This is a genomic window from Streptomyces sp. NPDC003284 (genome assembly GCF_053589675.1).
On sequence record NZ_JBSFSI010000006.1, the window covers coordinates 101,057 to 127,940 of the forward strand.

The following is a 26,884-nucleotide window of genomic DNA, read 5'->3' on the forward strand; positions in this document are numbered from 1 at the left end:
GGGTCTTACTTCTCCTCGTTGGTGCGGGTGTGGGTGACGGCGGGCTCGTTGCCTCCGAGCAGCAGGTACAGCACGGCCATCCGGATGGAGACGCCGTTGGCGACCTGCTCGACGACCGTGCAGCGCGGGGAGTCGGCGACCTCGGCGGTGATCTCCATGCCGCGGACCATCGGGCCGGGGTGCATCACGATCGCGTGCTCGGGCATCTTCGCCATCCGGTCGCCGTCCAGGCCGTAGCGCCGGGAGTACTCGCGCTCGGTCGGGAAGAAGGCGGCGTTCATGCGCTCGCGCTGGACGCGCAGCATCATCACGGCGTCCGACTTCGGGAGGACGGCGTCGAGGTCGTAGGAGACCTCGCAGGGCCAGGAGGTCACGCCGACCGGCAGCAGGGTGGGCGGGGCGACGAGGGTGACCTCGGCGCCGAGGGTGTGCAGCAGGTCGACGTTGGAGCGGGCGACCCGGCTGTGCAGGACGTCGCCGACCAGGGTGATGCGCTTGCCGGACAGGTCCTGGCCGAGGCCCGTGTCCCGGCCGGTCAGGCGGCGGCGCATGGTGAAGGCGTCCAGCAGGGCCTGGGTGGGGTGCTGGTGGGTGCCGTCGCCCGCGTTGATCACGGCGGCGTCGATCCAGCCGGAGGTGGCCAGGCGGTAGGGGGCGCCGGAGGCGCTGTGCCGGATGACCACGGCGTCCACGCCCATGGCCTCCAGCGTCTGGGCGGTGTCCTTCAGGGACTCGCCCTTGGAGACGCTGGAGCCCTTGGCGGTGAAGTTGATGACGTCCGCGGAGAGCCGCTTCTCGGCGGCCTCGAAGGAGATCCGGGTGCGGGTGGAGTCCTCGAAGAAGAGGTTGACGACGGTGCGGCCGCGCAGGGTCGGCAGCTTCTTGATCGGCCGGTCGGCGACCCGGGCCATCTCCTCGGCGGTGTCGAGGATCAGGACGGCGTCGTCTCGGGTGAGGTCGGCGGCCGAGATGAGATGACGCTGCATCTGTCAGGCTCCGTAAGGCAGTTCATTCGGGAGAATTCGGGCACAGAGGCGCGCGTGGGCACACGCGCGGGGCGTACGGCGGTGTGCGTACGCGCGCGTGGGCTACGGCTGCTGCTCGCCCGGGGCGTCCGGCCTGGCACCGAGCAGCACGGTGTCGCGGCCGTCCTCCTCGGCGAGCTGGACCTTGACCGTCTCCCGCAACGACGTGGGGAGGTTCTTGCCGACGTAGTCGGCGCGGATGGGCAGTTCGCGGTGGCCGCGGTCGACGAGGACGGCGAGCTGCACCGCGCGCGGACGCCCGATGTCGTTCAGCGCGTCGAGGGCGGCGCGGATGGTGCGGCCGGAGAAGAGCACGTCGTCGACGAGGACGACGAGGCGGCCGTCGATGCCGTCACCGGGGATCTCGGTGCGGGCCAGCGCACGCGGCGGGTGCATGCGCAGGTCGTCGCGGTACATGGTGATGTCGAGGGAGCCGACCGGGACGGTGCGCTCGGTGATCTCGGCGAGCTTGGCCGCGAGCCGCTGGGCGAGGAAGACGCCGCGGGTCGGGATGCCGAGCAGCACCACGTCGTCGGCGCCCTTGGCGCGTTCGACGATCTCGTGGGCGATACGGGTCAGTACACGCGCGATGTCGGGGCCCTCGAGCACGGGGCGGGCATCGGTCGCCTGCGGACCTGCGTGGGTGTCCTGCTTGTCCATACGAAACGGACCTCCTTCTCCGCCTCACGGGACGGACCTTAAAGGACGTCGGAATTGCGCCATCCACGGTAGCAGGTGCCGTGCGCCGCTCCGACCGCCCCCTCCCGCTCCCGCTTCACCCGGTCGGCTCAATGCGCCGCCGATAGCACGGAAGCGGCGGTGTGGACCATTCGGCTTGACGCGACAGAGTAACGCTGCGTAACCTCACAGTGAGTTACCAGCCGCCCGGCGTGGCAGTCCAGCCAGGCCGCGTCGACACAGTGTCCGGGGAGCCATATGTCCAGCGAATACGCCAAACAGCTCGGGGCCAAGCTCCGGGCCATCCGCACCCAGCAGGGCCTTTCCCTCCACGGTGTCGAGGAGAAGAGCCAGGGCCGATGGAAAGCGGTCGTGGTCGGTTCGTACGAGCGCGGCGACCGTGCCGTGACCGTGCAGCGCCTCGCCGAGCTGGCGGACTTCTACGGGGTGCCGGTGCAGGAGCTGCTGCCGGGCACCACCCCCGGCGGTGCCGCCGAGCCGCCGCCGAAGCTGGTCCTCGACCTGGAGCGGCTTGCCACGGTCCCGGCCGAGAAGGCGGGCCCCCTCCAGCGCTACGCGGCGACGATCCAGTCGCAGCGCGGCGACTACAACGGCAAGGTGCTCTCGATCCGCCAGGACGACCTGCGCACCCTCGCCGTGATCTACGACCAGTCGCCCTCGGTCCTGACCGAGCAGCTGATCAGCTGGGGCGTGCTGGACGCGGACGCGCGCCGTGCGGTGGCGTCCCACGAGGAGGCCTGAGCGGCACCAGGCGCCACAGCGGCCCCGGTAGCGACGCCAGACACCCACAGGCCCAGCAGTCACGGCAGACCCAGCAGAAACGTGCCGCCGGGGTGGCCGGAACTTGACGGTTCCGGCCACCCCGGCGGCTTTCTGCGGGCCCGGAGGTGCCCATGGCGCCCAGGGACACCCGGACACGCCCGAGGGCCCGCAGCGGTCGTGCTGCGGGCCCTCGGGCGTGTGTGTGCTCTTGCTCCGCCTACGCCTCGTCGCTCGCGCGGCGCAGCGAGGGCTTGAGGTCCTTCAGCCGGCCGAGCAGCCCGTTGACGAACGACGGCGAGTCGTCCGTGGAGAACTCCTTGGCCAGCTGCACCATCTCGTCCAGCACGACGGCGTCCGGTGTCTCGTCGGCCCAGATCAGCTCGTACGCGCCGAGCCGCAGGATGTTGCGGTCGACGACCGGCATGCGGTCCAGCGTCCAGCCGACCGCGTACTGCGCGATCAGCTCGTCGATCCGCCGTGCGTGCCCGGCGTAGCCCTCGACCAGCTGCATCGTGTACTCGCTGACCGGGGGCTGCCGGGTGTCGGACCGGGAGAGCCGGATCCAGTCCGCGAGGACGGTGAGGACGTCGACACCTCGCTGGTCGCCCTCGAAGAGGATCTGGAAGGCGCGCTTGCGGGCCGTGTTGCGGGCAGCCACGGTTAGCTGTTCACCCGGCCGAGGTAGTCGCTCGTACGGGTGTCGACCTTGATCTTCTCACCGGTGGTGATGAAGAGCGGGACCTGGATCTGGTGGCCGGTCTCCAGCGTGGCGGGCTTGGTGCCGCCGGTGGAGCGGTCGCCCTGGACACCCGGCTCGGTCTCCTGCACGACCAGCTCGACGGCGGCCGGCAGCTCGACGAAGAGCACCTCGCCCTCGTGCTGGGCGACGGTGGCGCTGAAGCCCTCGATCAGGAAGTTGGCGGCGTCGCCGACGGCCTTGCGGTCGACCATCAGCTGGTCGTAGGTCTCCATGTCCATGAAGACGAAGTACTCGCCGTCCATGTACGAGAACTGCATGTCGCGCTTGTCGACGGTGGCCGTCTCGACCTTGACGCCGGCGTTGAAGGTCTTGTCGACGACCTTGCCGGAGAGCACGTTCTTGAGCTTGGTGCGCACGAAGGCCGGGCCCTTGCCGGGCTTGACGTGCTGGAACTCGACGACGGACCAGAGCTGGCCGCCTTCGAGCTTGAGCACCAGGCCGTTCTTGAGGTCGTTCGTGGAAGCCACGGTTGCGGAATCTCCTGGACTGACGTACGACCCCGGCGCGCGCACTCCTACAGCGCGAGCAGCTCCTTGGTCGTGATGGTGAGTAGCTCGGGTCCGCCGTCCGCCTCGGGGCGCACGACGAGCGTGTCATCGATCCGGACACCGCCCCGGCCCGGGAGGTGGACCCCCGGTTCGACGGTGACCGGCACGCAAGCGTCCAGTTTACCCATGGCCGCGGGCGCCAACTGAGGGTCCTCGTCGATTTCGAGTCCGACACCGTGTCCGGTGAGGGACTGCAACCCCTCGGCGTACCCGGCCGAGTCCAGCACCTGCCGGGCCGCGCGGTCCACGTCGCGGCAGGCCGCCCCGGGGGTCAGCGCCTCCCGCCCGGCCCGCTGGGCTGCGAAGACGAGGTCGTAGAGCTGGATCTGCCAGTCCGCCGGGGAGGTGCCGATCACGAAGGTGCGGCCGATCTCGCAGCGGTAGCCGCGGTAGGCCGCGCCCAGGCACACCGAGAGGAAGTCGCCCTCCTCCACCCTGCGGTCGGTGGGCCGGTGGCCGCGGCGGCCCGAGTGGGGGCCGGTGGCGACCGAGGTGGGGAAGGCCGGGCCGTCGGCGCCGTGGTCGACGAGTCTGCGCTCCAGCTCCAGGGCCAGATGGCGTTCGGTGCGGCCGACGAGGATCGACTCCAGCAGCTCGCCCAGGGCCTGGTCGGCGATCTCGGCGCCGATCCGCAGACAGGAGATCTCCTCCTCGTCCTTGACGACCCTGAGCTGTTCCACCGCGCTGCCCAGGTCGGTGATGCGCAGCCCCGGGGCGACCGAGGCCAGCGCCCGGTGCCGGGCGACGGTGACGTGGTGCTCCTCGATCGCGAGGGAGTCGGCGCCCTGGGAGCCCGCGAGGTCGGCGGCGGCGACGGCCGGGTCGCCGCCGGGCTGCGGCAGCACCTGCGTGCGCAGCGTCTCGTCGGGGCGCCCCTCGCCGGGCCGGTCCTCCGGCGGGCTCTGGCTCACCAGCAGGTCCTCGCGCTTTCCGAGGAGCAGGACGGCACCGTGCGGGGCCGCGCCCGCGAGGTACCGCACATTGGCGGGACGAGTCACCAGCGCCGCCGCGCTGCCGCCCGCGTTGCAGCGCTCCCGTAGCCGGGTCCGGCGGGCCGCGTACACCTCTGACATGAACCGAGCGTAAGAGTTCCGCCCGCACCGTGCCGCTCGGGAGAGGCCGAGTGGGCGGTGAGCGGGGCCGCGTGCGCGGTGGGGGCGGGTGGTGGTGCGGGTGGTGGTGCGGCGGGCGCGCACCGGCCGCCCCGGCTGGGGCCCGGCGGGGTGGGGCGTAAGGCCGCCGGACACACGGATCTGCGTGTCTCCCCCGCAGGCGCTCGCCCGCCCCGGTGGAACGGCGCTGTCGGTACGCGGCGGTGACGGGGACGACAGCGGCGGGGCGCGCGGCGCGGCGGGTGGAGTGCCGGGCAGAGCCCTTGGGGGCACGGCATACTCCGGACACTCCGGTTGCATTCGGGCCCCGGCTCCCCGGCGGTCCGCCCCGCCCGCTCCCGTGCCGCCGGGCTACCAGTTCGGCGGGCTCGCGATGGCTCGGGTGAGGACCTCGTCCAGGACATGGGCCGTGGTCGGTATGTCGAGCTGGGAGTTGTCGATGATGGGCAGCCCGGAGCCGTACCAGCCGGCCATGCGGCCGTGGATGCGGGCCACCTCCTCGTCGGTGAGGCGGCGGTTGCCGCTGCGCTCGGCGTTGCGCTCCAGGACGATGTCGAGTCCGGGCAGGAGCACCACGGGGAGCAGTCCGGGCCCCACATGCCGCTTCCAGCCGCCGAGCCCGACGACCGGGCGGTCCGGGAAGACGGCGTCGTCGAGGATGCAGGAGATGCCGTTGGCGAGGAAGTTGCGCGCGGCGAAGCCGCAGGTGCGGCGGGCCAGGCGGTACTGCGCCTCGGAGTTGTCGTTCCATCCGGACTGCGGGTTGGCGAAGCCGGAGCGGACCCACTCGCGGACGTCGTCGAGGCTGATGTGCGCGGTGGGCACCCGGCGGTGCTCGGCCCAGTGGCGCGCGACGCTCGTCTTGCCGGCGCCCGCGGGGCCGATGAGGAGCACCGCGAGCGTGGTGACGGTCGGGTCGGGCACGGCCTGGGCGGGCGGCGGCGCGGGCATGGCGACCGGAGCGCCGGGCGGCAGCCGGACATGGCCGGTGGCGTCCGGCGCGGGAGGCGGCACCGGGGCCGGGGAGACCTGCGCCGGCGGCAGCGGAACGTGCCCCGCCGCAGGTCCGGCGGGAGGTCCGGCCGGGTGACCGACCGCGGGTGCGGACGGGTGGCCCGGGGCCGGGGGCGGCGGAGGCACCGGGCCCGGGGCCGGGTGGGCGCCCGGGTGCGGCCCGGGGTGCTGTGCGGCCGGTGGCCAGCCTGCGGCCGGTCCGTGCCCCGGCTGGTGGGGCGGCGGCAGCGGAGAACCCACTGCGTGCTGCATCCGGTGCCACTCCGTCTCGTACAAGGCCATGGGCGCTGGCAGCGGGCCCGTGCCCGCTCCTTACCGAACGGTACCGTCCCCGGCCGCCCTGTGGTGAACGGCCGGGGACGGCCCGAAGTGCCCGCCGCCGCACGGCGGATCGGACGGATCGCCCTTCGGGGGAGCTACTCCCCCACCTCGCCGTACGCGGCGAGCAGCACGGCCGGGTCGGGACCCTCCAGCACGGTGGGCCTGGCCAGGCCGTCGAGCACGATGAACCGCAGCAGGTTGCCGCGGGACTTCTTGTCGACCTTCATGGTCTCCAGCAGCTTGGGCCACTGGTCGTAGCGGTAGTGCAGGGGCAGCCCGACCGACTCCAGGACGGTGCGGTGCCGGTCGGCGGTCGCGTCGTCCAACCGGCCCGCCAGACGGCCCAGTTCGGCGGCGAAGTGCATGCCGACGGCGACGGCGGCGCCGTGCCGCCACTTGTACCGCTCGTTCTTCTCGATGGCGTGGCCGAGCGTGTGGCCGTAGTTGAGGATCTCCCGCAGGCCGGACTCCTTGAGGTCGGCGGAGACCACCTCGGCCTTGACCCGGATGGAGCGCTCGATCAGCTCGGCGGTGTGCGGACCCGCCGGGGTGCGCGCGGCCTGCGGGTCGGACTCGACCAGGTCGAGGATGACCGGGTCGGCGATGAAGCCCGCCTTGATGACCTCCGCGAGCCCGGAGACGTAGTCGTTGACCGGGAGGGAGTCCAGCGCGGCCAGGTCGCACAGCACGCCCGCGGGCGGGTGGAAGGCGCCCACGAGGTTCTTGCCCTCGGCGGTGTTGATGCCGGTCTTGCCGCCGACGGCCGCGTCCACCATGGCGAGCACGGTGGTCGGGACGGCGACCCAGCGCACCCCGCGCAGCCAGGTCGCGGCGACGAACCCGGCCAGGTCGGTGGTGGCGCCGCCGCCCACGCCGACGATCACGTCGGAGCGGGTGAACCCGGACTGGCCGAGCGCCTTCCAGCAGTAGGCGGCGACCTCGGCGGTCTTGGCCTCCTCCGCGTTCGGCACCTGGATGGCGACGGCCTCGTAGCCCTGCCCGGCCAGGTCGGCGCGGAGCGCGTCACCGGTCTCGGCGAGCGCCTCGGGGTGGATGACGGCGACCCGCTGCGCCTGCTCGCCGATCAGCCCGGCCAGCTCGCCCAGGAGCTGACGGCCCACCAGCACGTCATAGGGATCGGTGCCGTCGGTGCCGCCGACCCGGATCCTGGTCACCTGCTGCGTCATCGCGTTCTCCTGCCCGGGGTCCGGGACGCCCGCCCCGGGGGATACGGTCTTCGGCGCCGCCGCGTCCTTCAGCCCCACCGCGTCCAGGACGGCCCCGGTGACCTCCTCGGGGGTGCGGCCGTCGGTGGCGACCACCGCCGTGGCGACCTCCTCGTACAGGTGGCGGCGGGCCTCCATCAGCTCGCGCCACTGCTTGCGCGGGTTGACGGCGAGCAGCGGGCGGGCGACGTTCAGGCCGGTGCGGCGCACCGCCTCCTCGACGTCCATCGACAGACAGACGACGGGCAGCGGGGCCAGCAGCGCGCGGGTGTCCGCGTCCAGGACGGCGCCGCCGCCCAGCGCGAGGACGCCCCCGTGCTCGGCGACCGCCCGGCGCACCGCCTCCTTCTCCAGCGCGCGGAAGGCGTCCTCGCCCTCGTCGACGAAGATCTCGGAGATGGCGCGGCCCTGCTCGGCCACGATGTCGTCGTCGGTGTCCCGGTAGGCGAGGCCGAGGCGGTCGGCCAGCAGCCGGCCGACGGTGGACTTGCCCACGCCCATCGGCCCGACCAGGACCACGACCGGGGTCCCGCTCATCGGATCGCCAGATGGTCGAGGTAGGAGCGGACGTTGCGGCGGGTCTCGGGCACGCTGTCGCCGCCGAACTTCTCGGCGACCGCGTCGGCGAGCACCAGGGCCACCATGGCCTCGGCCACGATCCCGGCCGCCGGGACCGCGCACACGTCGGAGCGCTGGTGGTGGGCCTGCGCCGGTTCGCCGGTGGCCACGTCGACGGTCTGGAGGGCGCGCGGCACGGTCGCGATCGGCTTCATCGCGGCGCGCACCCGCAGCAGCTCACCGGTGGTGAGGCCGCCCTCGGTGCCGCCGGAACGGCCGGTGGCCCGCCGGATGCCCTCGTCGGTGGTCACGATCTCGTCATGCGCCTTCGAGCCGGGCACCCGGGCCAGGTCGAAGCCGTCGCCCAGCTCCACGCCCTTGATCGCCTGGATGCCCATGAGGGCGGCGGCGAGCCGGGCGTCGAGGCGGCGGTCCCAGTGCACGTGCGAGCCGAGGCCCACGGGAACGCCGTAGGCGAGGACCTCGACCACGCCGCCGAGGGTGTCGCCGTCCTTGTGGGCCTGGTCGATCTCGGCGACCATCGCCTCGGAGGCGTCCGGGTCCAGGCAGCGCACCGGGTCGGCGTCCAGCCGCTCCACGTCCGCCGGGGTCGGGTACACCCCGTACGGCGCCCTGGCGGCGGCCAGCTCCACGACGTGCGAGACGATCTCGATGCCGGCCGTCTCCTTCAGGTACGACCGCGCGACCGCGCCCAGCGCGACGCGCGCGGCGGTCTCCCGGGCGGAGGCCCGCTCCAGGATCGGCCGGGCCTCGTCGAAGCCGTACTTCTGCATACCGGCCAGGTCGGCGTGGCCGGGGCGGGGCCGGGTCAGCGGCGCGTTGCGCGCCAGCTCGGCCAGCTCGTCCGGGTCCACGGGGTCGGCCGCCATGACCTTGTCCCACTTGGGCCACTCGGTGTTGCCGACCATGACGGCCACCGGGGAGCCGAGGGTGAGTCCGTGCCGGACCCCGCCGAGGAAGGTGACCTCGTCCCGCTCGAACTTCATCCGTGCGCCGCGTCCGTAGCCCAGACGGCGCCGCGCGAGGTGGTCCGCCACCATGTCCGTGGTGATGGGCACGCCGGCGGGAAGGCCCTCCAGCGTCGCGACAAGTGCGGGTCCGTGGGACTCCCCCGCGGTCAGCCAACGCAACCTGCTCAACGATGCTCCTCATGCTCGCGCCTCGAACTGCGACGGCGCGACCGGGTGCGCGGCCCTGGCCCGCCGTCCCCGATCCTCCCACGTCCGGGAGCCCGAGCCCGCCGCCGGTCCACCAGCCGGACGCCCGGCGGACACTCCGCGGGCCGCGCGCCGGGCCCGTACCGGAGCACCGCGCGTCCGGCAGCGGTACGCCGCGGCCGGGCCTCCCACCCGCCGCGACCGCCCCGGAGCACGCCCGGGGCGCCCCGGAGCCGGGACGCGCCGCCCGGCCCGGGAGCCCCGTCCCGCCCGGCGGACGGGCTGGGGGGATCCGGCTGTCAGCGCTCGCGTCAGCGGCCGTGTCAGCGCCCTCGGACACCGCACCGGGCGGCGCCCCGGCGGGGCGATCGGGGCGCGTTCGGCAGGGGCGGACAGGTGAGCGAGCGGGCGGGTGATCCGGGGGTCAGGGGGTCAGCGGTCCGCCAGGGCCTTCTCACCGGCCCGGCGCATGGCCTCCAGCGGGGCCGGGGCCCGGCCGGTCATCTGCTCGACCTGGAGGACCGCCTGGTGGACGAGGAGGTCGAGGCCGCTGACGACGGCGCCGCCCACCATGGACCAGCGGGCGGCCAGCGGGGTGGGCCAGGGGTCGTAGAGCACGTCGAAGAGGGCGGCGGGCCGTTCGGGTACGGCCGCCGCGAGGGCGTCGGTGGTACCGGCCGGGGTGGTGGCGATCACGAGCGGGGCGGTCAGCGCCTGTCCGGCCCGCGACCAGTCCTCGGTGCGGACCTCGACGCCCAGCCGCTCGCCCCAGCCGCGCATCTCGGCGGCGCGGGCGCCGCTGCGGACGTAGGCGACGACCTCGCCGGTGCAGACGCGTGCCAGGGCGGCCAGCGCGGAGGAGGCGGTGGCCCCGGCGCCGAGCACCGCCGCCGAGTCGACCTGTTCGATGCCGTGCTCGCGCAGCGCGGCCACCATGCCCGGGATGTCGGTGTTGTCGCCGGTGCGGCGGCCGTCCTCGGTCAGGACGACGGTGTTGACCGCCTCGACGGAGGCCGCCGTGTCGCTGATCTCGTCGAGCAGCGGGATGACGGCACGTTTCAGCGGCATGGTGAGCGACAGTCCCGCCCACTCGGGCCCGAGTCCTTCGAGGAAGCCCGGCAGGGCCGCCTCGTCGGTCTCGAACCGGTCGTAGGACCAGTCGGTGAGCCCCAGCTCGGCGTAGGCCGCGCGGTGCAGCACCGGGGAGAGGGAATGGGCGATGGGCGAACCGAGTACGGCGGCCCGGCGGGATGACGTCATCACTGGCTCTTCTTGGAGATCACTGGCTCTTCTTGGAGAGGTTCCACTCGTCGACCAGCTTCTCGTGCTCGGCGAGTGTCTTGGTGAACTTGCTGGTCCTGCCGTCCATCGAGATGAAGTAGTACCAGCCGTCGTCCGTCGGGTCGAGGGCGCCCTTCAGCGCCTCCTCGCCGGGGTTGTCGATGGGCCCGGGGGGCAGGCCGGTGACGTAGTACGTGTTGTACGGGTTGTTGTACTTGCGCAGTTCGGCGATGGACAGATCGAGCTTGCTCTGGTTCTTCACGTAGTTGTACGTGGAGTCGAACTCCAGCTTGCCGTTGGTCTGCGTGTTGCCGGGCTTGAGGCGGTTGTAGGCGACCTCGGCCATCTTGCGGAAGTCGTCGTGGCTGGTGCCCTCGGCCTGCACGAGGCTCGCCACGGTGAGCAGCTGCCAGGGGCCGTCGAGCCCGAGGCCCTGCGCCTTCTTGGCCAGGCCCAGCGCGGTGTAGCGCTCGTTGGCCCGCGCCACCATGTCCTTCAGCACGTCCTCGGGCTGCTGGCCCTTGGCGACGGCGTAGCTGGAGGGGAAGAGGAACCCTTCGAGCGGGTCCTTGAGGTCGGCGTGGTTCAGTGCCCATTCGGGCAGCCCGAGCTTCTTGTAGTCCTTCTTCGCCGTGCTCGCCGTGGTGCCGTCGGGCACCCCGAGGCGTTTGTCGATCAGCGAGTAGACCGCCGTGTTGCGCGAGCCCTCGGCGATGATCAGGTTGCTGCGGCTCTTGGGGCTGAGCATCAGCTGCACGGCGCTCGCGGCGGACATGTGCTTCTGGAGGGTGTAGACACCGTCCTGGATCTGCTTGCCGTCGGGGTTGGCGGCCTGGGCGGAGACGAAGGCGTCGACGCTCTGGACGACACCGGCCTTCTTCAGCTCCTGGCCGATCACATATCCGCCGGCGCCCTTGGGGATGACGACCGTGACCTGCTCGCCGTTGCCGCTGCCCGCGAAGTCGGGCGCCGCGCCGAAACGATTTTGGTAGAACTGGTAGCCGTAGTAGCCGACGCCGGCGATGCCGCCGCCGAACACCGCGACGACGACCAGGCAGGCACAGCCGTTGCGTCTTTTCCGGCCGGCCTTGCCCGACCGGCCCTTGCCGCCGCGTCCGGTGCGCTCACCGCGGCCCCGGCCGCGCCCGGGTGCGTCGGCGTCCGGATCGTCGTCGGTGTCCTCGTCGTCCCCGCCACCGCCCGCGAAGAAGGCGTGGTCCTCCTCCTGGGCCGGATCGGGCTCGGGGTCCCAGTCGGTCCGCGGCTCCGGTTCGGGACTTCTGCGGTTCGGCGGCTCCGGGGGCGGGTAGGCCTCGGGAGTGCCGTAGAGATCATGCTGTTCCTGGCCGTAGGCCAGGGACTGTCCGCCGTACGGGTCGACGGGGTCGTTGCCGTACGGCTGCTGGGCGTGCGCTCCGGTGCCGTCCCAGCCGCCCTGCTGGTACTGGCCCGGGGACTGGCCGGTCTGCGGGGCGTGCGGGTCGTAGTGCGGCTGGCCGCCCTGCGGATCGTGGTGCGGGTCGTAGTGCGGGGACTGTCCGGTGGGCTGGTGCCCGTACTGCGGGTACTGCCCGTCGTAGCCGGGCTGCGGCGCCTGGGCCCAGCCGCCGTGGTGCTGCTGCGCCTGCGGGTCGTGGTGCTGGTGCGGCGCCTGGGGGTGGTGCTGGGGCAGGCCGCCGTAGGGGGACTGCGGGTCCGCGGGGACCTGCTGACCTCCCCATCCGCCGTCCCCGTACAACGGGTCCTCCGGATGCCACGGTTCGGGGTGCGGGCCCCGGCCATACTCAGTCATCGATCCCCTAGCGCCGCGAGGCGGTGGTCACGATGCGTGACGCCCGCTTCTGTTCCGCCTCTTGCCGTGCGGAGGCCGTTCGAGGACCGCCGCATCGCGCGGAACGTTACCGTACCGCGATCAGATGACCACTTCGACGCCCTCGCCGGGTGCTCTGCCTGACACCCGTTCGGATTCCAGGGCCTGCTGGAGAATGACGACCGCGGCGGCCTGGTCGATCACGGAGCGTCCCTTCTTGGACTTCACCCCGGACGCCCGCAGTCCCTGGCTCGCCGTCACCGTGGTCATCCGCTCGTCCACCAGGCGGACCGGCACCGGGGCGATGCCCTTGGCCAACTCCCCCGCGAAGGCGCGGACCTTGACGGCCGCCGGGCCCTCGCCCCCCTTGAGGGAGCGGGGCAGACCGACGACGACCTCGATGGGTTCGTACTCCTGGACGAGCGAGCGCAGCCGGCGGTGGGCGGCCGGGACGTCCCGGCCGGGGACCGTCTCCACCGGTGTGGCGAGGATCCCGTCGGGGTCGCAGGACGCGACCCCGATCCGGGCGTCCCCGACGTCGACGGCGAGCCGGCGGCCTCTCCTCATCGCTGCGCTCACTTGGCCGTTTCCGCCACGAGCCGCTCCACCGCGGCCACCGCGTCGCCGACCGCGGCCGGGTTCTGGCCGCCGCCCTGGGCGACGTCCGGCTTGCCGCCACCGCCGCCGCCGAGCGTCTTGGCGGCCGTGCGCACCAGGTCACCGGCCTTCAGACCGCGCTCGCGCGCGGCCTCGTTGGTGGCGATGACCGTGAGCGGCTTGCCGTTGTTCACGGTGAACAGGGCGACCACCGCGGCCCGGCCGCCCTGGATGCGCCCGCGCACATCGAGGACCAGCTTGCGCAGGTCGTCCGGGGTCGTGCCGTCCGGCACCCGACCGGTGACCACGGCCACCCCGCGCACGTCCTTGGCGGACTCGGCCAGACCGGCGGCGGCCTGGAGAACCTTCTCCGCGCGGAACCTCTCGATCTCCTTCTCGGCGTCCTTCAGCTTGCCGAGCATGGCGGAGACCTTCTCCGGAAGCTCCTCGGGACGGCCCTTGACCAGTTCCTGGAGCTGGGCGACGACCGTGTGCTCACGGGCCAGGAAGTGGTAGGCGTCCACGCCGACCAGCGCCTCGATCCGGCGCACGCCCGAGCCGATGGAGGACTCGCCGAGCAGCTTCACCAGGCCGAGCTGGGCCGTGTTGTGCACATGCGTGCCGCCGCACAGCTCCTTGGAGAAGTCGCCGATGGTGACGACCCGGACCCGCTCGCCGTACTTCTCGCCGAACTCGGCGATGGCGCCCTGCTTCTTGGCGTCGTCGATGCCCATGACCTCGGCGTGCACGTCCAGGTCGCGGGCGAGCACCTCGTTGATCTTCTGCTCGACGTCGGTCATCACGGCCGTCGGCACGGCGGAGGGGGAACCGAAGTCGAAGCGGAAGCGGCCGGGCTGGTTCTCCGAACCGGCCTGGGCGGCGGTCGGGCCGAGCGCGTCGCGCAGCGCCTGGTGGGTCAGGTGGGTGGCCGAGTGGGCGCGGGCGATGGCCTTGCGGCGGCGCACGTCGATGGTGGCCTGGGCCTTGGCGCCGAGCGTGACCTCACCGACCTGGACGACGCCCTTGTGGACGTAGACGCCCGGGACGGGCTTCTGGCAGTCGCGGACCTCGATGACGGCACCGGTGTCCACCTTGATGCGGCCGGTGTCGCCGATCTGGCCGCCGCCCTCGGCGTAGAACGGGGTGCGGTCCAGGACGACCTCGACCTCGTCGCCCTCGGTGGCGGCCGGGGAGGAGACACCGTCGACGAGGATGCCGACGACCGTGGACTCGCTCTGGGTGGCGCTGTAGCCGATGAAGTCGGTCTCGCCGGCGCTGTCCGCGATCTCGCGGTAGGCGCCCATGTCGGCGTGGCCGGTCTTCTTGGCCTGGGCGTCGGCCTTGGCCCGCTCCCGCTGCTCCTTCATCAGGCGCCGGAAGCCGTCCTCGTCCACCGAGAGGCCCTGCTCGGCGGCCATCTCCAGGGTGAGGTCGATCGGGAAGCCCCAGGTGTCGTGGAGCAGGAACGCCTTGTCGCCGGAGAGGACCGCGCCGCCGGACCGCTTGGTCTCGGTGACGGCGGTGTCCAGGATGTTGGTGCCGGCCTTGAGCGTCTTCAGGAAGGCGTTCTCCTCGGCGAGGGCGACCTTCTCGATGCGCTCGCGGTCGGTGACCAGCTCCGGGTACTGCTGGCCCATCATGCCGATGACGACGTCGACGAGGTCCTTGACGACCGGGCCGGTGGCGCCGAGCAGGCGCATGTTGCGGATGGCGCGGCGCATGATGCGGCGCAGCACGTAGCCGCGGCCCTCGTTGCCCGGGGTGACGCCGTCGCCGATGAGCATCACGGAGGTGCGCATGTGGTCGGTGACCACCCGCAGCGAGACGTCCGAGGCGTGGGCGTCGCCGTAGGCCACACCGGTCAGCTCGGTGGCCTTGTTGATGACGGCCATGGAGGTGTCGATCTCGTACATGTTCTGCACGCCCTGCAGAATCATGGCGAGCCGCTCCAGGCCGAGGCCCGTGTCGATGTTCTGGCTCGGCAGGTCCCCGAGGATCTCGAAGTTGTCCTTGCCGATGCCCTCGCCCCGCTCGTACTGCATGAAGACGAGGTTCCAGATCTCCACGTACCGCTCGTCGTTGACGGCGGGGCCGCCCTCGGCGCCGAACTCGGGGCCGCGGTCGTAGTTGATCTCGGAACAGGGGCCGCAGGGGCCGGGGACGCCCATGGACCAGTAGTTGTCCTTCATGCCCAGGCGCTGGATGCGCTCGCGGGGCACGCCGACGACCTCGTGCCAGATGCGCTCGGCCTCGTCGTCGTCCTTGTAGACGGTGATCCACAGGCGCTCGGGGTCGAGGCCGTAACCGCCCTTGTCCTGGGGGCTGGTGAGCAGCTCCCAGGCGTACTTGATGGCGCCTTCCTTGAAGTAGTCGCCGAAGGAGAAGTTGCCGCACATCTGGAAGAACGTGCCGTGCCGGGTGGTCTTGCCGACCTCTTCGATGTCCGGCGTGCGCACGCACTTCTGCACACTGGTGGCGCGCTGGAACGGCGGCTTGACCTCGCCCAGGAAGTAGGGCTTGAAGGGCACCATGCCGGCCGGGACGAGGAGCAGAGTCGGGTCGTCCGCGATGAGCGACGCCGAAGGGACGACGGTGTGCCCGCGCTCCTCGAAGAAGCTCAGCCAGCGGCGGCGGATCTCAGCCGACTCCATCAGTGGTCCTCATTCCGGTTGTACGAGTACGTCGGGTACGTCGATCCCTCGACGTACTTCGGGCTGTGGTGGTTCTCGATGGCGGCGAGCCGCCGGGACGGGGGCAGTTCACGGTCGACGGGGGCGTCGAGGCCGAGCGCCTCGCCGAGTTCGGCCTCGCGCCGGGCCATGTTGTCGCGGACGTCGAGGGCGAAGCCCACCGCGCGGTCCTTGATCCGGTGGCCGGTCTCCAGAGCCTTGTTCGCCGCGGTGGCGGCGACGCTCTCGGGGGTCAGCTGCCGCAGCTTGCGGTTGACCTTGGCGGTGGCCCACACACCGGCGGCGACACCTGTGCTGAACCAGAACGTACGGCGGAACATCGCTAGTCCTTACTTCTCCCGGTTGTTCCGCTTCCCCCGCCGCGCGGCCGGGACGGTGCGGCCCACGATCACCGTACGCCTCGACGCCTTGGCGGGCACGTCCTCCTTGCGGCCGCCCAGGGCCCGGCGCACGCCGTAGCCGAAGGCGGCGACCTTGACCAGCGGGCCGCCGAAGGTGGAGGCCACGGTGGTCGACAGCGCGGACGCGTTCGACGTGACCTCCTGGACGTCGGAGGCGATCGCGTCGACACGGTCGATCTGGGTCTGCGCCGAACGCACCGCCTGGGAGGCGTCGGACAGCAGCGGGACCGCCTGGTCGGTCACGTCCGCCACGAGCTTGGTGGTCGCCCTGAGCGTCTGGGCCAGCCTCGCCAGCGCGACGGCGAGGAAGGAGACCAGGATCGCCCAGAACACGGCCACCAGGATCCCGGCCACCTCACCACCGGACACTGTGCGCACCCGCTCCCTGAAACGTGCCTGAACTTCGAGAACATCGAGAAAGTCGTGCACCGAGCCTATCGCGACACGGGTGGGGCTCCGTACCCGATTACCCCCGGCGCGCGACCGGCCGCCGCCGGCGATTGTACGGAGTGATTACGTTTCAGTACGCTCCGTGTCCCATGCGAGACGCCATGCCTGATCCGACGTCCGGCCGGCCGCCGCGGTGGTGCGGGGCGGCGGCCGGCCCGCCCGCCGAGCCCGACGCGTTCGTGGGCCGCCGCGCCGAACTCGGCGCGCTCGCGCGGGCGCTCGGCGCCGCCCGGCTGGTGACGGTGACCGGCACCGGCGGGGTCGGCAAGTCGCGGCTCGCGGCGCGGGCCGCGGCGCGCTGGGCGGCGGACGGCGCACGGCACGGCGGGGCGGATCCGGAGGCGCCGCGCGCCTGGGCGCGGGTGGACCTGGCACCGCTGCGGGACGCGGACCTCGTCGACCACGCCGTGGTGGAGGCGCTGGACCTCACCGACCACACGGCGCGCACCCCGCGCGAGACGCTGCTCGCCCTCCCCCGGGTCCTGGGCTTCGCCGGGCCGGGCGAGACGGACGGGGCGGACGGGACCCGTGCCGCCGCCGGGCCGCGGCTGCTGCTGGTGCTCGACGGGTTCGAGCACCTGGCCGACGCCTGCGCCGACCTGGTCGCGGAGCTGCTGCGGCGGGTGCCGCAGGTACGGGTCCTGGCCGTGGGGCGCAAGCCGCTCGGGGTGGCCGGTGAGCGGCTGTTCCCGCTGGATCCGCCCGCCGAGGACGAGGCGGTCCGGCTGCTCATCGCGCGGGCCGCCCAGCACGGCGTGCGTGTCGAGGCCGCCGACCCGGCGGTGCGGGAGGTGTGCCGCCGCCTGGACCGGCTCCCGCTCGCGGTGGAACTGGCGGCGGGGCGGCTGCGGACGCTGCCCCCGGCCCGGCTGCTGGAACGGCTCGACGACCGGTTCCGGCTGCTCACCGGCGGCCCCCGCGACACCCTGCCCCGGCACCGGACACTGCGCACCGCGATCGGCTGGAGCCACGAGCTGTGCACACCCGAGCAGCGCCTGCTGTGGGCGCGCCTCTCGGTGTTCACCGGGCCGTTCGACCCGGAGGCCGCCGAGTACGTGTGCGGCGGCCTCGGGCTGCCCGCCGACGACGTCCTGGACGTGCTGGGCGAGCTGGTCGCGCAGTCCGTGGTGGCGCGCGAGGAGACCGCCGCGGGGCCGCGCCTGCGGATGCTGGACACGGTCCGCGCCTACGGCGCCGGCTGGCTGGCCGCCACCGGGGACGCCGAACGGCTGCGGCGCCGCCACCGCGACTGGTACGTCGGCCTGGCCACCTGGTGCGAACTGGAGTGGTTCTCGCCCCGGCAGACCGAGGTGGCCGCGCGCATCGAGACGGAACTGCCCAATCTGCGCAGCGCCCTGGAGTACTGCGTGACCGGCCCCGGCGAGGCGCGCCTGGCCCAGTACCTGGCGGGCTGCCTGTGGTTCTGCTGGGCCGGGTGCGGGCGGCTGGCCGAGGGCCGGCACTGGCTGGCGCGCGCCGTGGCGCTGGACGGCGGCCACGAGCCGTCCCGGCTGAAGGCGCTGTGGGTGCTCGCGTACGTGGCGATCCTCCAGGGCGACACCGGGCCCGCGCTGGCCGCGCTCCAGGAGTGCCGCGACGTCGCCGAGTCCGCGGCGAGCGCGACGGCGCTGGCCTACGCGGAGCACCGCACGGGCTGTCTGGCCCTGGTCACGGACGACATGGAACGCGCGGAGCGGCTGCTGCGCTCGGCGCTGGAGCGCTACCGGGAGATCGGCGAGCTGAACAGCACGGTGCTGATGGGCCAGGTCGAACTGGCGATGACCCGCGCCTTCCAGGGCGACCTGGCGGACGCGGTGCGGCTGTGCGAGGACGTCCGCCGGGTCTGCGACGACCACGGGGAGCGCTGGTCGCGCGCCTACGCGCTGTACGTGCTGGCGTTCGCCGCCTGGCACGAGGGGAGGCTGGGGTACGCCCGGGATCTGCTGGTCGACTGCCTCACCGACACCCACGGCTTCCACGACCTGCTCGGTTCGGTGCTGGCGGTGGAGCTGCTGGCGCTGGTGACGGTCAGCGAGGGCGACGCGGCGGAGGCCGCGGTGCTCCAGGGGGCCGCGGGCGGCATGTGGGCCTCGGTGGGGCTGCGGCTGTTCGGCTCGGTCCACTACAACGCGCCGCACGAGCTGTGCGAGGCACGGGCCCGCGAGCGGCTGGGCGACGCGCGCTACGAGGCGCGGGTGCGCGAGGGGGCCGGGCTGGGCCGGGAGGCGGCCGTGGCACGGGCCCTGGGCCGTGCGGGACGGCGGCCGCTGCGGGCGCTGCCGAATCCGCGCGGGCGGGCCGGGAGCGAGAGCCCGCACACGCGGCAGCCCGCCGCCTCGCCCACCCGGAAGGGCGGGGAGACGGCGGGCTGAGGTACCGCGCGGCCTGCTGGGATCAGCGGGCGTAGTACTCGACGACGAGCTGCTCGTCGCAGATCACCGGGATCTCCTTGCGGTTCGGCTCACGGTCCAGGCGGAACGCCAGGGCCTTGAGGTTCACCTGGAGGTAACGCGGGGTCTCGCCCTCGGGGGCGAAGCCGCCCTCACGGGCGATGGTGAAGAGCGTCTTCTCCTTGGAGCGGTCGCGGACCTGCACGACGTCGTCGGGGCGGACGCGGAAGGACGGCTTGTCGACCTTCTGGCCGTTCACCTGGATGTGGCCGTGGACGACCATCTGGCGGGCCTGGTAGATCGTGCGGGCGATGCCCGAACGCAGGACCAGCGCGTCGAGGCGGCGCTCCAGCTCGATGATCAGGGCCTCACCGGTCTTGCCCTGGACCTTGGAGGCACGCTCGTAGGCGCGGACGAGCTGGCGCTCGGACACGTCGTACTGCGCGCGCAGACGCTGCTTCTCCAGCAGACGGACCTTGTAGTCCGAGTTCTGCTTGCGACCGCGGCCGTGCTCACCCGGCGGGTAGGGACGGGCCTCGAAGTACTTGACGGCCTTCGGGGTCAGCGCGATGCCGAGGGCACGCGACTTCTTGACCTTGGGGCGGGACTGGTTCGCCACTGTCTCTCATTTCGTAGTTCTCGGCTTGTCAGGGTTACGGAGGTCGCATCCGCAGCCTGGGAGAACCCGTCGGTCCCTGAGGGACTGCCGGGCAGCCGCTTCCCTGGTCTGGGCACATACGTGCAGCACGCGAGTGGCCCACCGACCGTCCCGGGATCCCGGGTGGTGGTGGGCTGCCCGCGACACCGTTCGACGGTGCGCGACGCTCCTTGAGCCGGTCCTCGACGGTCCGGGCTCCGGCCGGCTGTCCCGCTCTGACGGCACGGGACTCGGCACTTCGAGGCAGTCTACAGGGTGCTCACGGCCCCTTCCGACCGAGGTGCTTGCGGGTCCACTCCACCGCGTCCGCGTACCGCGCCTCCGCGCCGTGCCTGCTCGGGGTGTAGTACTCGCGGTCCTTGAGGGCGTCCGGCGCGTACTGCTGGGCGGCGATGCCCTCGGGCAGGTCGTGCGGGTAGACGTACCCCTGGGCGTGGCCGAGCTTGGCGGCGCCCTTGTAGTGCCCGTCCCGCAGATGCGGCGGCACCGATCCGGCCAGGCCCCCGCGCACGTCCGCGAGGGCGGCGCCGATCGCCGTGGTCGCGGCGTTGGACTTGGGGGCCAGGGCCAGGGCGATGGTGGTGTGGCTGAGGGTGAGGGCCGCCTCGGGGAAGCCGATCATGGCGACGGCCTGGGCGGCGGCGACCGCCAGGGGCAACGCGTTCGGATCGGCCAGGCCGATGTCCTCGCTGGCGGAGATCATCAGCCGGCGGGCGATGAACCGGGGGTCCTCGCCCGCCTCGATCATCCGGGCCAGATAGTGCAGGGCCGCGTCGACGTCCGAGCCCCGGATGGACTTGATCAGGGCGCTGGCGACGTCGTAGTGCTGGTCGCCGTCGCGGTCGTACTTCACCGCGGCCCGGTCGACGGTCTCCTCCAGCGTGGTCAGGGAGATCTCGTCCTCGCCCTTGTCCAGAGCGGCGCCCGCGGCGGCCTCCAGGGCGGTCAGCGCGCGGCGCGCGTCACCGCCGGCGATACGCAGCAGATGGTCCTCGGTGTCCTCGGGGAGGGCGACGGCGGACTTCAGGCCGCGCTCGGCGGCGAGGGCACGGCGCAGCAGACCGCGCACGTCGTCGTCGGTGAGCGGTTCGAGCGTGAGGAGCAGGGAGCGGGACAGCAGCGGGGAGATCACCGAGAAGTACGGGTTCTCCGTGGTGGCGGCGATCAGGGTCACCCAGCGGTTCTCGACCGCCGGGAGCAGGGAGTCCTGCTGGGCCTTGCTGAAGCGGTGGATCTCGTCGAGGAAGAGGACGGTCTCCTGGCCGTACCCGCCGGAGGCGCGGCGGGCGCCGTCGATGACCGCGCGGACCTCCTTGACGCCCGCGGTGATCGCGGACAGCTCCACGAAGCGCTTGTTGGTCGCCTTGGAGACGACGTACGCCAGGGTGGTCTTGCCGGTGCCGGGCGGGCCCCAGAGGATCACCGAGGACGGTCCCGCGGGACCGCCCGCGCCCTCGCCCACGAGGCGGCGCAGCGGCGAGCCGGGCTTGAGCAGGTGCTGCTGGCCCACCACCTCGTCGAGGGTGCGCGGGCGCATCCGGACCGCGAGGGGGCTGGCGGCCGGATCCTTCTCCTGGCGGTCTTCCGCGGCGGCGGTGAACAGGTCGGGCTCCACACGGAAACCCTATGGCACCCCACTGACAACGCCGCCGGGGCCGTGCACCGCCGGGGCCGCTCAGGCCCAGAGGCTGCTGCCCCAGCGGGTCAGGATCAGCATGGCGATGATCCCGCAGTGGGTCACCGGCAGCACCCAGGTGAACTCGCTCAGGAACGTCTTCAGCGGGCGCGGGGCGGGCAGGAAGCCGTTGCGCACGTTGAACGACGTGACGTACCAGAACGCGGTGATCGTGGCGACCCAGGCCAGCGAGCACCACAGGCACAGCGCGTTGATCCGGTACAGCGACTCGAACTGGAGCCAGGTGACGAAGCACACGCCGAAGAGCGTGCCGGCGTTGAAGGTCAGCCAGTACCAGCGGGGGAAACGGGCGCGGGCGAGCAGGCTCATGCCGACGCAGATGACGATGCCGTAGGCGACCAGACCGAGCATCGGGTTGGGGAACCCGAAGACGGCGGCCTGCTTGCTCTCCATGACGCTGCCGCAGGAGATGATCGGGTTGATGCTGCAACTCGGCGTGAACGTCTTGCCGGACAGCTTGCCCTCGAGGATCTTCTGCTTGTCGATCGTGATGACCCAGGCGGCGAGCAGACCGGCGGCACCGGTGATCACCAGCAGCAGCGCGAAGGCACGGCTGCCGCCCGCCGTGCGCGGTCCGGGTGCCGCGGACTGCGGGCCGGGATCCGTCGAGACGTCCCTGACTGTCGTCTTGCTCATCACGCCGATTCCGTCACTTGAGAGTTGGACCTTCTTCGGGCAGGGCCATTGTGCCGCACACACCCGGGTGCCCACCGTTCGCTGGAGATAAGGAGAACGAGGAAGAACGCCGAAGAACGCCGAAGAACGCGAAATCTCCCCGGAAGCCACCGTTCCGGGTGACGCTCTGGGCATGACATCGAACGAACTCGCGGTGGCCGTACGGGGGCTGCGCAAGCGCTACGGGGACGTCACCGCGGTCGACGGGATCGATCTCGGCATCGAGAAGGGCGAGGTCTTCGGCCTGCTCGGACCCAACGGGGCGGGCAAGAGCACCACCGTGGAGATCCTCCAGGGCCATCGCTCACGGGACGCCGGAGAGGTCACCGTCCTCGGGTCGGACCCGGCGACCGGCACGCGCGCGTGGCGCTCCCGCGTCGGGATCGTCTGGCAGGACGAATCCGCGCCCGCCGAGTTGACGGTCCGCGAGACCGTGCGCCACTTCGCCCGCTACTACCCCCGGCCCCGCGACCCCGGCGAGGTGATCTCGCTGGTCGGTCTGGAGGCGAAGGCGGACAGCCGGATCAAGTCCCTCTCGGGCGGGCAGCGGCGCCGGCTGGACGTCGCGCTCGGCGTGATCGGCGGCCCCGAGCTGCTGCTCCTGGACGAGCCGACGACCGGGTTCGACCCGGCGGCCCGGCGGCAGTTCTGGGACCTGATCCGGCAGCTCGCCGCCGAGGGCACGACGATCCTGCTGACCACGCACTACCTGGAGGAGGCCGAGGCGCTCGCCGACCGGCTCGCGGTGGTGGCCGGCGGCCGGATCGTCGCCGAGGGCACCTCGGCCGCCCTGCGCGCACGCTTCGGCACCGGCGCCACCGTGGAGTGGACCGAGCACGACGGCACCGCGCGCACCGAGCGGACCGAGACGCCCACCAGGACCGTCGCCGGGCTCATGCACCGCTTCGACGGCGAGATACCCGGGCTCCGGGTGAGCCGCCCCACCCTGGAGGACGTCTACCTCCGGCTGACCGGACAGGAGAACACCCGATGACCACCACCGCGGCCCCCGGTGAAGGGACTCTGGCGCGCGGCGCGGACGCGCGGCCGCCGGGGGCGTGGGGACTGGGACTGGCCCGGGGCGCCCTGGAGATCAAGCAGTTCTTCCGGCAACGCGAGCAGGTGGTGTTCACCTTCGCCTTCCCGGTGGTCTTCCTGTTCCTGTTCGCCTCGATCTTCCACGACGCCGTCCAGGGCACCGGCATCACCGCCTCGCAGCTCTACGTCCCCGCGATGATGGCGTCGGGCATCATGTCGACGAGCTTCCAGTCGCTGGGCGTCTCGATCGCCGTGGAGCGGGACGAGAAGGCGCTGCGCCGGCTGCGCGGCACGCCCATGCCTCCGGCCGCCTACTTCCTGGGCAAGATCTGGCTGGTGCTGGTCACCGGGGTCCTGGAGACGGCGGTCCTGCTGCTCGTCGGGACGACGCTCTACGGTGTCGACCTGCCCACGGACGCGGTCCGCTGGTTCCACTTCGCCTGGATCTTCGTGCTCGGTCTGACCGGGTGCGCGCTGCTGGGCATCGCGATCAGCTCGGTGCCCCGGTCGGCGAAGAGTGCCACCTCCGTGGTCGTCCTGCCGTTCCTGGTGCTCCAGTTCGTCTCCGGGGTGTACATCTCCGTCAGCACCATCCCGGACTGGATGCTGGACATCGGAGCCCTCTTCCCGCTCAAGTGGCTCTGCCAGGGCCTGCGCGGGGTGTTCCTGCCCGACTCGGCCCGGGTGCTGGAGCAGGCGGGCTCCTGGGAGTTCGGACGGATCGCGCTGGTGCTGGCGGCCTGGTGCGCCGGCGGGCTGGTGCTGTGCCTGCTGACGTTCCGCTGGAAGGACCGGCGTAGGGGCTGACGGGGACGGCGGCGCGGCCCGTGCGGTCGTGCCGCCGCGACGGCGGCGGGCGCCGGGTGCCCGTCGAGGCTCCCGGCGCCCGCCGCGCGCTCCTCCGGCCGCTCAGCCGAGCCGCGACTCCAGCTCCGCCACGATCTCGTTGACGCCGATCGCCGTCTGCTCGCCGGACTCCATGTCCTTGAGCTGGACGACGCCGTCGGCGAGGTCGCGCTCACCGGCGACCAGGGTGAAACGGGCGCCGCTGCGGTTGGCGTTCTTCATCGCTCCCTTGAGGCCCTTGTGCCCGTAGGAGAAGTCCGCCGCGACGCCCACCTTGCGCAACTCGGTGACCTTGGCGAACAGCACCCGGCGCGCCTCCTCGCCGAGCGGGACGGCGAAGACGCTGGTGGCAGGGGGCAGGCGGAGTTCGACGCCCTCCGCCTGGAGGGCCAGGACGGTGCGGTCCACACCGAGCGCCCAGCCGACCGAGGGCAGCGCGGGGCCGCCGATCATCTCGGACAGGCCGTCGTAGCGGCCGCCGCCGCCGACCGCGGACTGCGAGCCGAGGCCGTCGTGGACGAACTCGAAGGTGGTGCGGGTGTAGTAGTCCAGGCCGCGGACGAGCTTGGGGTCGTCCTCGAAGGAGACGCCCGCCGCCGTGATCAGCTCGCGCACCTCCTCGTGGTACGTCTTGCAGGCGTCGCACAGGTAGTCGCGCAGCAGCGGGGCGTCGGTAAGCTGCTTCTGCACGTCGGGACGCTTGTCGTCGAGCACGCGCAGCGGGTTGATCTCCGCCCGGCGCAGCGTGTCCTCGTCCAGGTCGAGGCCGCGCAGGAAGTCCTGGAGGGCGGCCCGGTAGACCGGACGGCACTCCTTGTCGCCGAGGCTGTTGAGCAGGATGCGGAAGTCGCTCAGGCCCAGCGAGCGGTACGCCTGGTCGGCGAGGATGATCAGCTCGGCATCCAGGGCCGGGTCCTCCGCGCCGATGGCCTCCGCGCCGACCTGCGAGAAGTGGCGGTAACGGCCCTTCTGCGGGCGCTCGTAGCGGTAGTACGAGCCGGAGTACCAGAGCTTGACGGGGAGGTTGCCCGCCTTGTGCAGGTTGGCCTCCAGGGCGGCGCGCAGCACGGAGGCGGTGCCCTCGGGACGCAGGGCGAGCTGGTCGCCGCCCTTCGTCTCGAAGGCGTACATCTCTTTGGTCACGATGTCGGTGGACTCGCCGACACCGCGGGCGAACAGCTCGACGTTCTCGAAGCCGGGCGTCTCGACGTACCCGTAGCCGGAGTTGCGCAGCGGGGCGGCGATGGCCTCGCGGACCGCCAGGTAGGTCGCGGAGTCCGGGGGGATCAGGTCGTACGTGCCCTTGGGGGCCTTGAAGGTGCTCACGAAGTCTCTCGTCACATTCCTCGTCGGGGAGCCTCGCCGGCGCCGTGCTCGCGGCGGCCGGCGGCCACCTGCCGCAGATACGGGTTGGCGGCGCGCTCCTGGCCGATGGTCGTCTGGGGGCCGTGGCCGGACAGCACCACGGTCGAGTCGTCGAGCGGCAGGCACACGCGGGCCAGCGAGTCGAGGATCTCGGCCATGTCACCGCCGGGCAGGTCGGTGCGTCCGATGGAGCCGGCGAAGAGCAGATCCCCGGAGAAGAGGACCGGCGGGATGTCCGCGGCCTCGGGCATCCGGAAGGTCACCGACCCCTTGGTATGGCCGGGGGCGTGCGCGACGGAGAACTCCAGACCGGCCAGCTCCAGCTTCGCGCCGTCGGTCAGCTCCTCGACGTCGTCGGGCTCGCCCACGGTCAGCTCGCCCATCAGCGGCGCCCCGATGGAACGGCCGAGGGCCTTCTCGGGGTCGCTCATCATGTACCGGTCGGCCGGGTGGATCCAGGCCGGTACGCCGTGCGCGCCGCACACGGGGACGACCGAGGCCACATGATCGATGTGGCCATGGGTGAGGACGACGGCGACGGGCTTGAGCCGATGCTTCTTCAGTGCTTCCTCGACACCCTGGGCGGCCTGGTGGCCGGGGTCGATGATCACGCACTCCTCACCGGCGGCGGGGGCGACGAGATAGCAGTTCGTCCCCCAGGCCCCGGCGGGGAACCCGGCAATGAGCACGATCGTCCTTCGTTTGTGTCGATACGGGCGGGCATCGGGTGACTGCGCCCGCGGTCAGAGACTACCGGCGCTGCCGGATCCTCAGCGAACCCATATACGGTACGGGGCACACACGGGCGACCGGCTCACCGGCCGCGCGGGTGCCGGTCGACATTCCAGACGCATGAGGAGAGAACCCGGTGGTCAGCCAGGAGCAGCGGCGGCGTCAGCTCGCCCGGGAGAAGTTCTTGCGGCAGCAGCAGCGGCGCACCGCCGCGCGGCGCAAGGCACGCACGCGCAACTCCGTGATCGCGTCGGTGCTCGGCGTGGTCGTCATCGGTGGTGTCGCGCTGTACTCGACCGGGGCCCTCAAGAGCGACAAGGACGACAAGGCGAACGCGAGCGCGGACGTCTCCGCGAGCCCGTCGGCCAGCCCCAAGGCGGCGGACCCGTGCGCGAAGCCGGCCGCGGGCTCGGTGGCGAAGCTGAGCTGGAAGAAGGAGCCGGCGATGTCGATCGACACGTCGGCGAAGTACACGATGAAGCTCGCCACGACGTGCGGTGACATCGACATGTCGCTGAAGGCGTCCGCCGCGCCGCACACCGTGAACTCGTTCGACTTCCTGGCCGGGAAGGGCTTCTTCGACCACACGAAGTGCCACCGGCTCACCACGAACGGGATCTACGTGCTCCAGTGCGGCGACCCGACCGGCACGGGCACGGGCGGCCCCGGTTACACGATCCCGGACGAGAACCTCAAGGACACCAGCCTCAAGGGCAACGTCTACCCGGCGGGCACGGTCGCGATGGCGAACACCGGGCAGAAGCACACCGGGGGCAGCCAGTTCTTCCTCGTGTACCAGAACAGCCAGCTGCCGCCCAACTACGCACCGTTCGGTACGATTTCCGAGTCGGGTCTCACGGTGCTGAAGAAGATCGCCGCCGCGGGTGAGAACTCGGGCGCCGGCGACGGCGCCCCGAACGCGACGGTCGTGATCAACAAGGCCACGGTCACGAAGTCCTGACCGTCAACCGCGCGATTTCGGTGGCGCTGGATGCGGACAGGAAACCCGCTGGTCGCCTATGTTGGCCGTGACGAAACTGTGGACGATGCCC

The 26,884-nt window shown here is 72.2% G+C and carries 24 protein-coding genes; 5 read left to right on the top strand and 19 right to left on the bottom strand.

Annotation, left to right across the window (positions count from 1 at the left end):
• Positions 1–5: 5 nt before the first annotated feature.
• Positions 6–986 (bottom strand): aspartate carbamoyltransferase catalytic subunit, encoded by a 981-nt coding sequence (locus tag ACWDYF_RS15265; RefSeq protein ID WP_018570199.1) that lies wholly within the window; start codon positions 984–986, stop codon positions 6–8.
• Positions 987–1,088: 102 nt separating this feature from the next.
• Positions 1,089–1,685 carry a bifunctional pyr operon transcriptional regulator/uracil phosphoribosyltransferase PyrR gene (pyrR, locus tag ACWDYF_RS15270; RefSeq protein WP_018570200.1) on the bottom strand — a complete coding sequence of 199 codons (597 nt, stop codon included), beginning with the start codon at positions 1,683–1,685 and terminating at the stop codon, positions 1,089–1,091.
• A gap of 276 nt (positions 1,686–1,961) precedes the next feature.
• On the opposite strand from pyrR, the gene bldD reads away from it, so the two are divergent.
• Entirely contained in the window at positions 1,962–2,465 is a 504-nt protein-coding gene (bldD, locus tag ACWDYF_RS15275) for a transcriptional regulator BldD (protein ID WP_018570201.1), read from the top strand.
• Positions 2,466–2,703: 238 nt separating this feature from the next.
• On the opposite strand, the gene nusB is transcribed toward bldD, so the two are convergent.
• The 12 genes from nusB to ACWDYF_RS15335 form a co-directional block, all read right to left on the bottom strand.
• The gene (nusB, locus tag ACWDYF_RS15280) at positions 2,704–3,144 is read right to left on the bottom strand and encodes a transcription antitermination factor NusB (RefSeq protein WP_381737087.1); all 441 of its coding nucleotides are present in this window, start codon (positions 3,142–3,144) and stop codon (positions 2,704–2,706) included.
• Positions 3,145–3,146: 2 nt separating this feature from the next.
• Entirely contained in the window at positions 3,147–3,713 is a 567-nt protein-coding gene (gene efp, locus ACWDYF_RS15285; RefSeq protein WP_018570203.1) for an elongation factor P, read from the bottom strand.
• Positions 3,714–3,760: 47 nt separating this feature from the next.
• Positions 3,761–4,867, bottom strand: a complete 1,107-nt coding sequence (locus ACWDYF_RS15290; RefSeq protein WP_381737086.1) for an aminopeptidase P family protein — start codon at positions 4,865–4,867, stop codon at positions 3,761–3,763.
• A gap of 390 nt (positions 4,868–5,257) precedes the next feature.
• Complete coding sequence (locus tag ACWDYF_RS15295; protein WP_389464200.1) at positions 5,258–6,172, bottom strand: Pro-rich N-terminal domain-containing protein; 915 nt, start codon at positions 6,170–6,172, stop codon at positions 5,258–5,260.
• Between the two features lie 164 nt (positions 6,173–6,336).
• On the bottom strand, positions 6,337–8,004 hold the full coding sequence (gene aroB / locus ACWDYF_RS15300) for a 3-dehydroquinate synthase (RefSeq protein WP_389464199.1): 1,668 nt from the start codon (positions 8,002–8,004) through the stop codon (positions 6,337–6,339).
• Entirely contained in the window at positions 8,001–9,185 is a 1,185-nt protein-coding gene (aroC, locus tag ACWDYF_RS15305; RefSeq protein WP_381737083.1) for a chorismate synthase, read from the bottom strand. The genes aroB and aroC overlap by 4 nt, the downstream gene beginning before the upstream one ends.
• Positions 9,186–9,635: 450 nt before the next feature.
• On the bottom strand, positions 9,636–10,463 hold the full coding sequence (locus tag ACWDYF_RS15310) for a shikimate dehydrogenase (protein ID WP_381737082.1): 828 nt from the start codon (positions 10,461–10,463) through the stop codon (positions 9,636–9,638).
• Between the two features lie 19 nt (positions 10,464–10,482).
• Complete coding sequence (gene mltG / locus ACWDYF_RS15315) at positions 10,483–12,276, bottom strand: endolytic transglycosylase MltG (protein ID WP_389464197.1); 1,794 nt, start codon at positions 12,274–12,276, stop codon at positions 10,483–10,485.
• 120 nt (positions 12,277–12,396) lie between these two features.
• Positions 12,397–12,861: a Holliday junction resolvase RuvX gene (gene ruvX, locus ACWDYF_RS15320; RefSeq protein ID WP_389464195.1), complete on the bottom strand. Its 465-nt coding sequence runs from the start codon at positions 12,859–12,861 to the stop codon at positions 12,397–12,399.
• An 8-nt stretch (positions 12,862–12,869) separates the two neighbouring features.
• Positions 12,870–15,542, bottom strand: a complete 2,673-nt coding sequence (alaS, locus tag ACWDYF_RS15325; protein WP_389464194.1) for an alanine--tRNA ligase — start codon at positions 15,540–15,542, stop codon at positions 12,870–12,872.
• Positions 15,542–15,901, bottom strand: a complete 360-nt coding sequence (locus ACWDYF_RS15330) for a hypothetical protein (RefSeq protein WP_018570212.1) — start codon at positions 15,899–15,901, stop codon at positions 15,542–15,544. Before ACWDYF_RS15330 ends, alaS begins: the two co-directional genes overlap by 1 nt.
• Before the next feature lie 9 nt (positions 15,902–15,910).
• Complete coding sequence (locus ACWDYF_RS15335; RefSeq protein WP_173860802.1) at positions 15,911–16,360, bottom strand: DUF948 domain-containing protein; 450 nt, start codon at positions 16,358–16,360, stop codon at positions 15,911–15,913.
• A 173-nt stretch (positions 16,361–16,533) separates the two neighbouring features.
• Here ACWDYF_RS15335 and ACWDYF_RS15340 point away from each other — a divergent pair, with 173 nt between their 5' ends.
• Positions 16,534–18,804 (top strand): ATP-binding protein, encoded by a 2,271-nt coding sequence (locus ACWDYF_RS15340; protein WP_389464191.1) that lies wholly within the window; start codon positions 16,534–16,536, stop codon positions 18,802–18,804.
• Between the two features lie 22 nt (positions 18,805–18,826).
• Here the strand turns inward: ACWDYF_RS15340 and rpsD are convergent, their stop codons facing one another.
• The 3 genes from rpsD to ACWDYF_RS15355 all read right to left on the bottom strand — a co-directional run bounded on the left by rpsD (position 18,827) and on the right by ACWDYF_RS15355 (position 21,812).
• Complete coding sequence (gene rpsD / locus ACWDYF_RS15345; RefSeq protein WP_018570215.1) at positions 18,827–19,441, bottom strand: 30S ribosomal protein S4; 615 nt, start codon at positions 19,439–19,441, stop codon at positions 18,827–18,829.
• 298 nt (positions 19,442–19,739) lie between these two features.
• Positions 19,740–21,095 carry a replication-associated recombination protein A gene (locus tag ACWDYF_RS15350; RefSeq protein ID WP_381737078.1) on the bottom strand — a complete coding sequence of 452 codons (1,356 nt, stop codon included), beginning with the start codon at positions 21,093–21,095 and terminating at the stop codon, positions 19,740–19,742.
• Positions 21,096–21,155: 60 nt separating this feature from the next.
• Complete coding sequence (locus ACWDYF_RS15355) at positions 21,156–21,812, bottom strand: vitamin K epoxide reductase family protein (RefSeq protein WP_018570217.1); 657 nt, start codon at positions 21,810–21,812, stop codon at positions 21,156–21,158.
• A gap of 172 nt (positions 21,813–21,984) precedes the next feature.
• Here ACWDYF_RS15355 and ACWDYF_RS15360 point away from each other — a divergent pair, with 172 nt between their 5' ends.
• A complete protein-coding gene (locus ACWDYF_RS15360) occupies positions 21,985–22,845 on the top strand; it encodes an ABC transporter ATP-binding protein (RefSeq protein ID WP_389464187.1) in 861 nt (286 codons plus the stop codon).
• Positions 22,842–23,696 (top strand): ABC transporter permease, encoded by an 855-nt coding sequence (locus ACWDYF_RS15365; protein ID WP_389464185.1) that lies wholly within the window; start codon positions 22,842–22,844, stop codon positions 23,694–23,696. Before ACWDYF_RS15360 ends, ACWDYF_RS15365 begins: the two co-directional genes overlap by 4 nt.
• A gap of 102 nt (positions 23,697–23,798) precedes the next feature.
• Here the strand turns inward: ACWDYF_RS15365 and hisS are convergent, their stop codons facing one another.
• Both hisS and ACWDYF_RS15375 read right to left on the bottom strand, forming a co-directional pair.
• Positions 23,799–25,061 carry a histidine--tRNA ligase gene (gene hisS / locus ACWDYF_RS15370; RefSeq protein ID WP_018570220.1) on the bottom strand — a complete coding sequence of 421 codons (1,263 nt, stop codon included), beginning with the start codon at positions 25,059–25,061 and terminating at the stop codon, positions 23,799–23,801.
• An 11-nt stretch (positions 25,062–25,072) separates the two neighbouring features.
• Complete coding sequence (locus tag ACWDYF_RS15375) at positions 25,073–25,789, bottom strand: MBL fold metallo-hydrolase (RefSeq protein WP_018570221.1); 717 nt, start codon at positions 25,787–25,789, stop codon at positions 25,073–25,075.
• A gap of 179 nt (positions 25,790–25,968) precedes the next feature.
• On the opposite strand from ACWDYF_RS15375, the gene ACWDYF_RS15380 reads away from it, so the two are divergent.
• The gene (locus ACWDYF_RS15380; protein WP_018570222.1) at positions 25,969–26,793 is read left to right on the top strand and encodes a peptidylprolyl isomerase; all 825 of its coding nucleotides are present in this window, start codon (positions 25,969–25,971) and stop codon (positions 26,791–26,793) included.
• Positions 26,794–26,884: the final 91 nt, after the last annotated feature.

Bases quoted from the DNA above. Each gene is read 5' to 3' on its own strand.
- ACWDYF_RS15265 (WP_018570199.1), bottom strand. From the start codon at position 986: ATGCAGCGTCATCTCATCTCGGCCGCCGACCTCACCCGAGACGACGCC.
- pyrR (WP_018570200.1), bottom strand. From the start codon at position 1,685: ATGGACAAGCAGGACACCCACGCAGGTCCGCAGGCGACCGATGCCCGC.
- bldD (WP_018570201.1), top strand. From the start codon at position 1,962: ATGTCCAGCGAATACGCCAAACAGCTCGGGGCCAAGCTCCGGGCCATC.
- ACWDYF_RS15290 (WP_381737086.1), bottom strand. From the start codon at position 4,867: ATGTCAGAGGTGTACGCGGCCCGCCGGACCCGGCTACGGGAGCGCTGC.
- ACWDYF_RS15295 (WP_389464200.1), bottom strand. From the start codon at position 6,172: ATGCAGCACGCAGTGGGTTCTCCGCTGCCGCCGCCCCACCAGCCGGGG.
- aroB (WP_389464199.1), bottom strand. From the start codon at position 8,004: ATGAGCGGGACCCCGGTCGTGGTCCTGGTCGGGCCGATGGGCGTGGGC.
- ACWDYF_RS15310 (WP_381737082.1), bottom strand. From the start codon at position 10,463: ATGACGTCATCCCGCCGGGCCGCCGTACTCGGTTCGCCCATCGCCCAT.
- mltG (WP_389464197.1), bottom strand. From the start codon at position 12,276: ATGACTGAGTATGGCCGGGGCCCGCACCCCGAACCGTGGCATCCGGAG.
- ruvX (WP_389464195.1), bottom strand. From the start codon at position 12,861: ATGAGGAGAGGCCGCCGGCTCGCCGTCGACGTCGGGGACGCCCGGATC.
- alaS (WP_389464194.1), bottom strand. From the start codon at position 15,542: ATGGAGTCGGCTGAGATCCGCCGCCGCTGGCTGAGCTTCTTCGAGGAG.
- ACWDYF_RS15330 (WP_018570212.1), bottom strand. From the start codon at position 15,901: ATGTTCCGCCGTACGTTCTGGTTCAGCACAGGTGTCGCCGCCGGTGTG.
- ACWDYF_RS15340 (WP_389464191.1), top strand. From the start codon at position 16,534: ATGCCTGATCCGACGTCCGGCCGGCCGCCGCGGTGGTGCGGGGCGGCG.
- ACWDYF_RS15355 (WP_018570217.1), bottom strand. From the start codon at position 21,812: ATGAGCAAGACGACAGTCAGGGACGTCTCGACGGATCCCGGCCCGCAG.
- ACWDYF_RS15360 (WP_389464187.1), top strand. From the start codon at position 21,985: ATGACATCGAACGAACTCGCGGTGGCCGTACGGGGGCTGCGCAAGCGC.
- ACWDYF_RS15365 (WP_389464185.1), top strand. From the start codon at position 22,842: ATGACCACCACCGCGGCCCCCGGTGAAGGGACTCTGGCGCGCGGCGCG.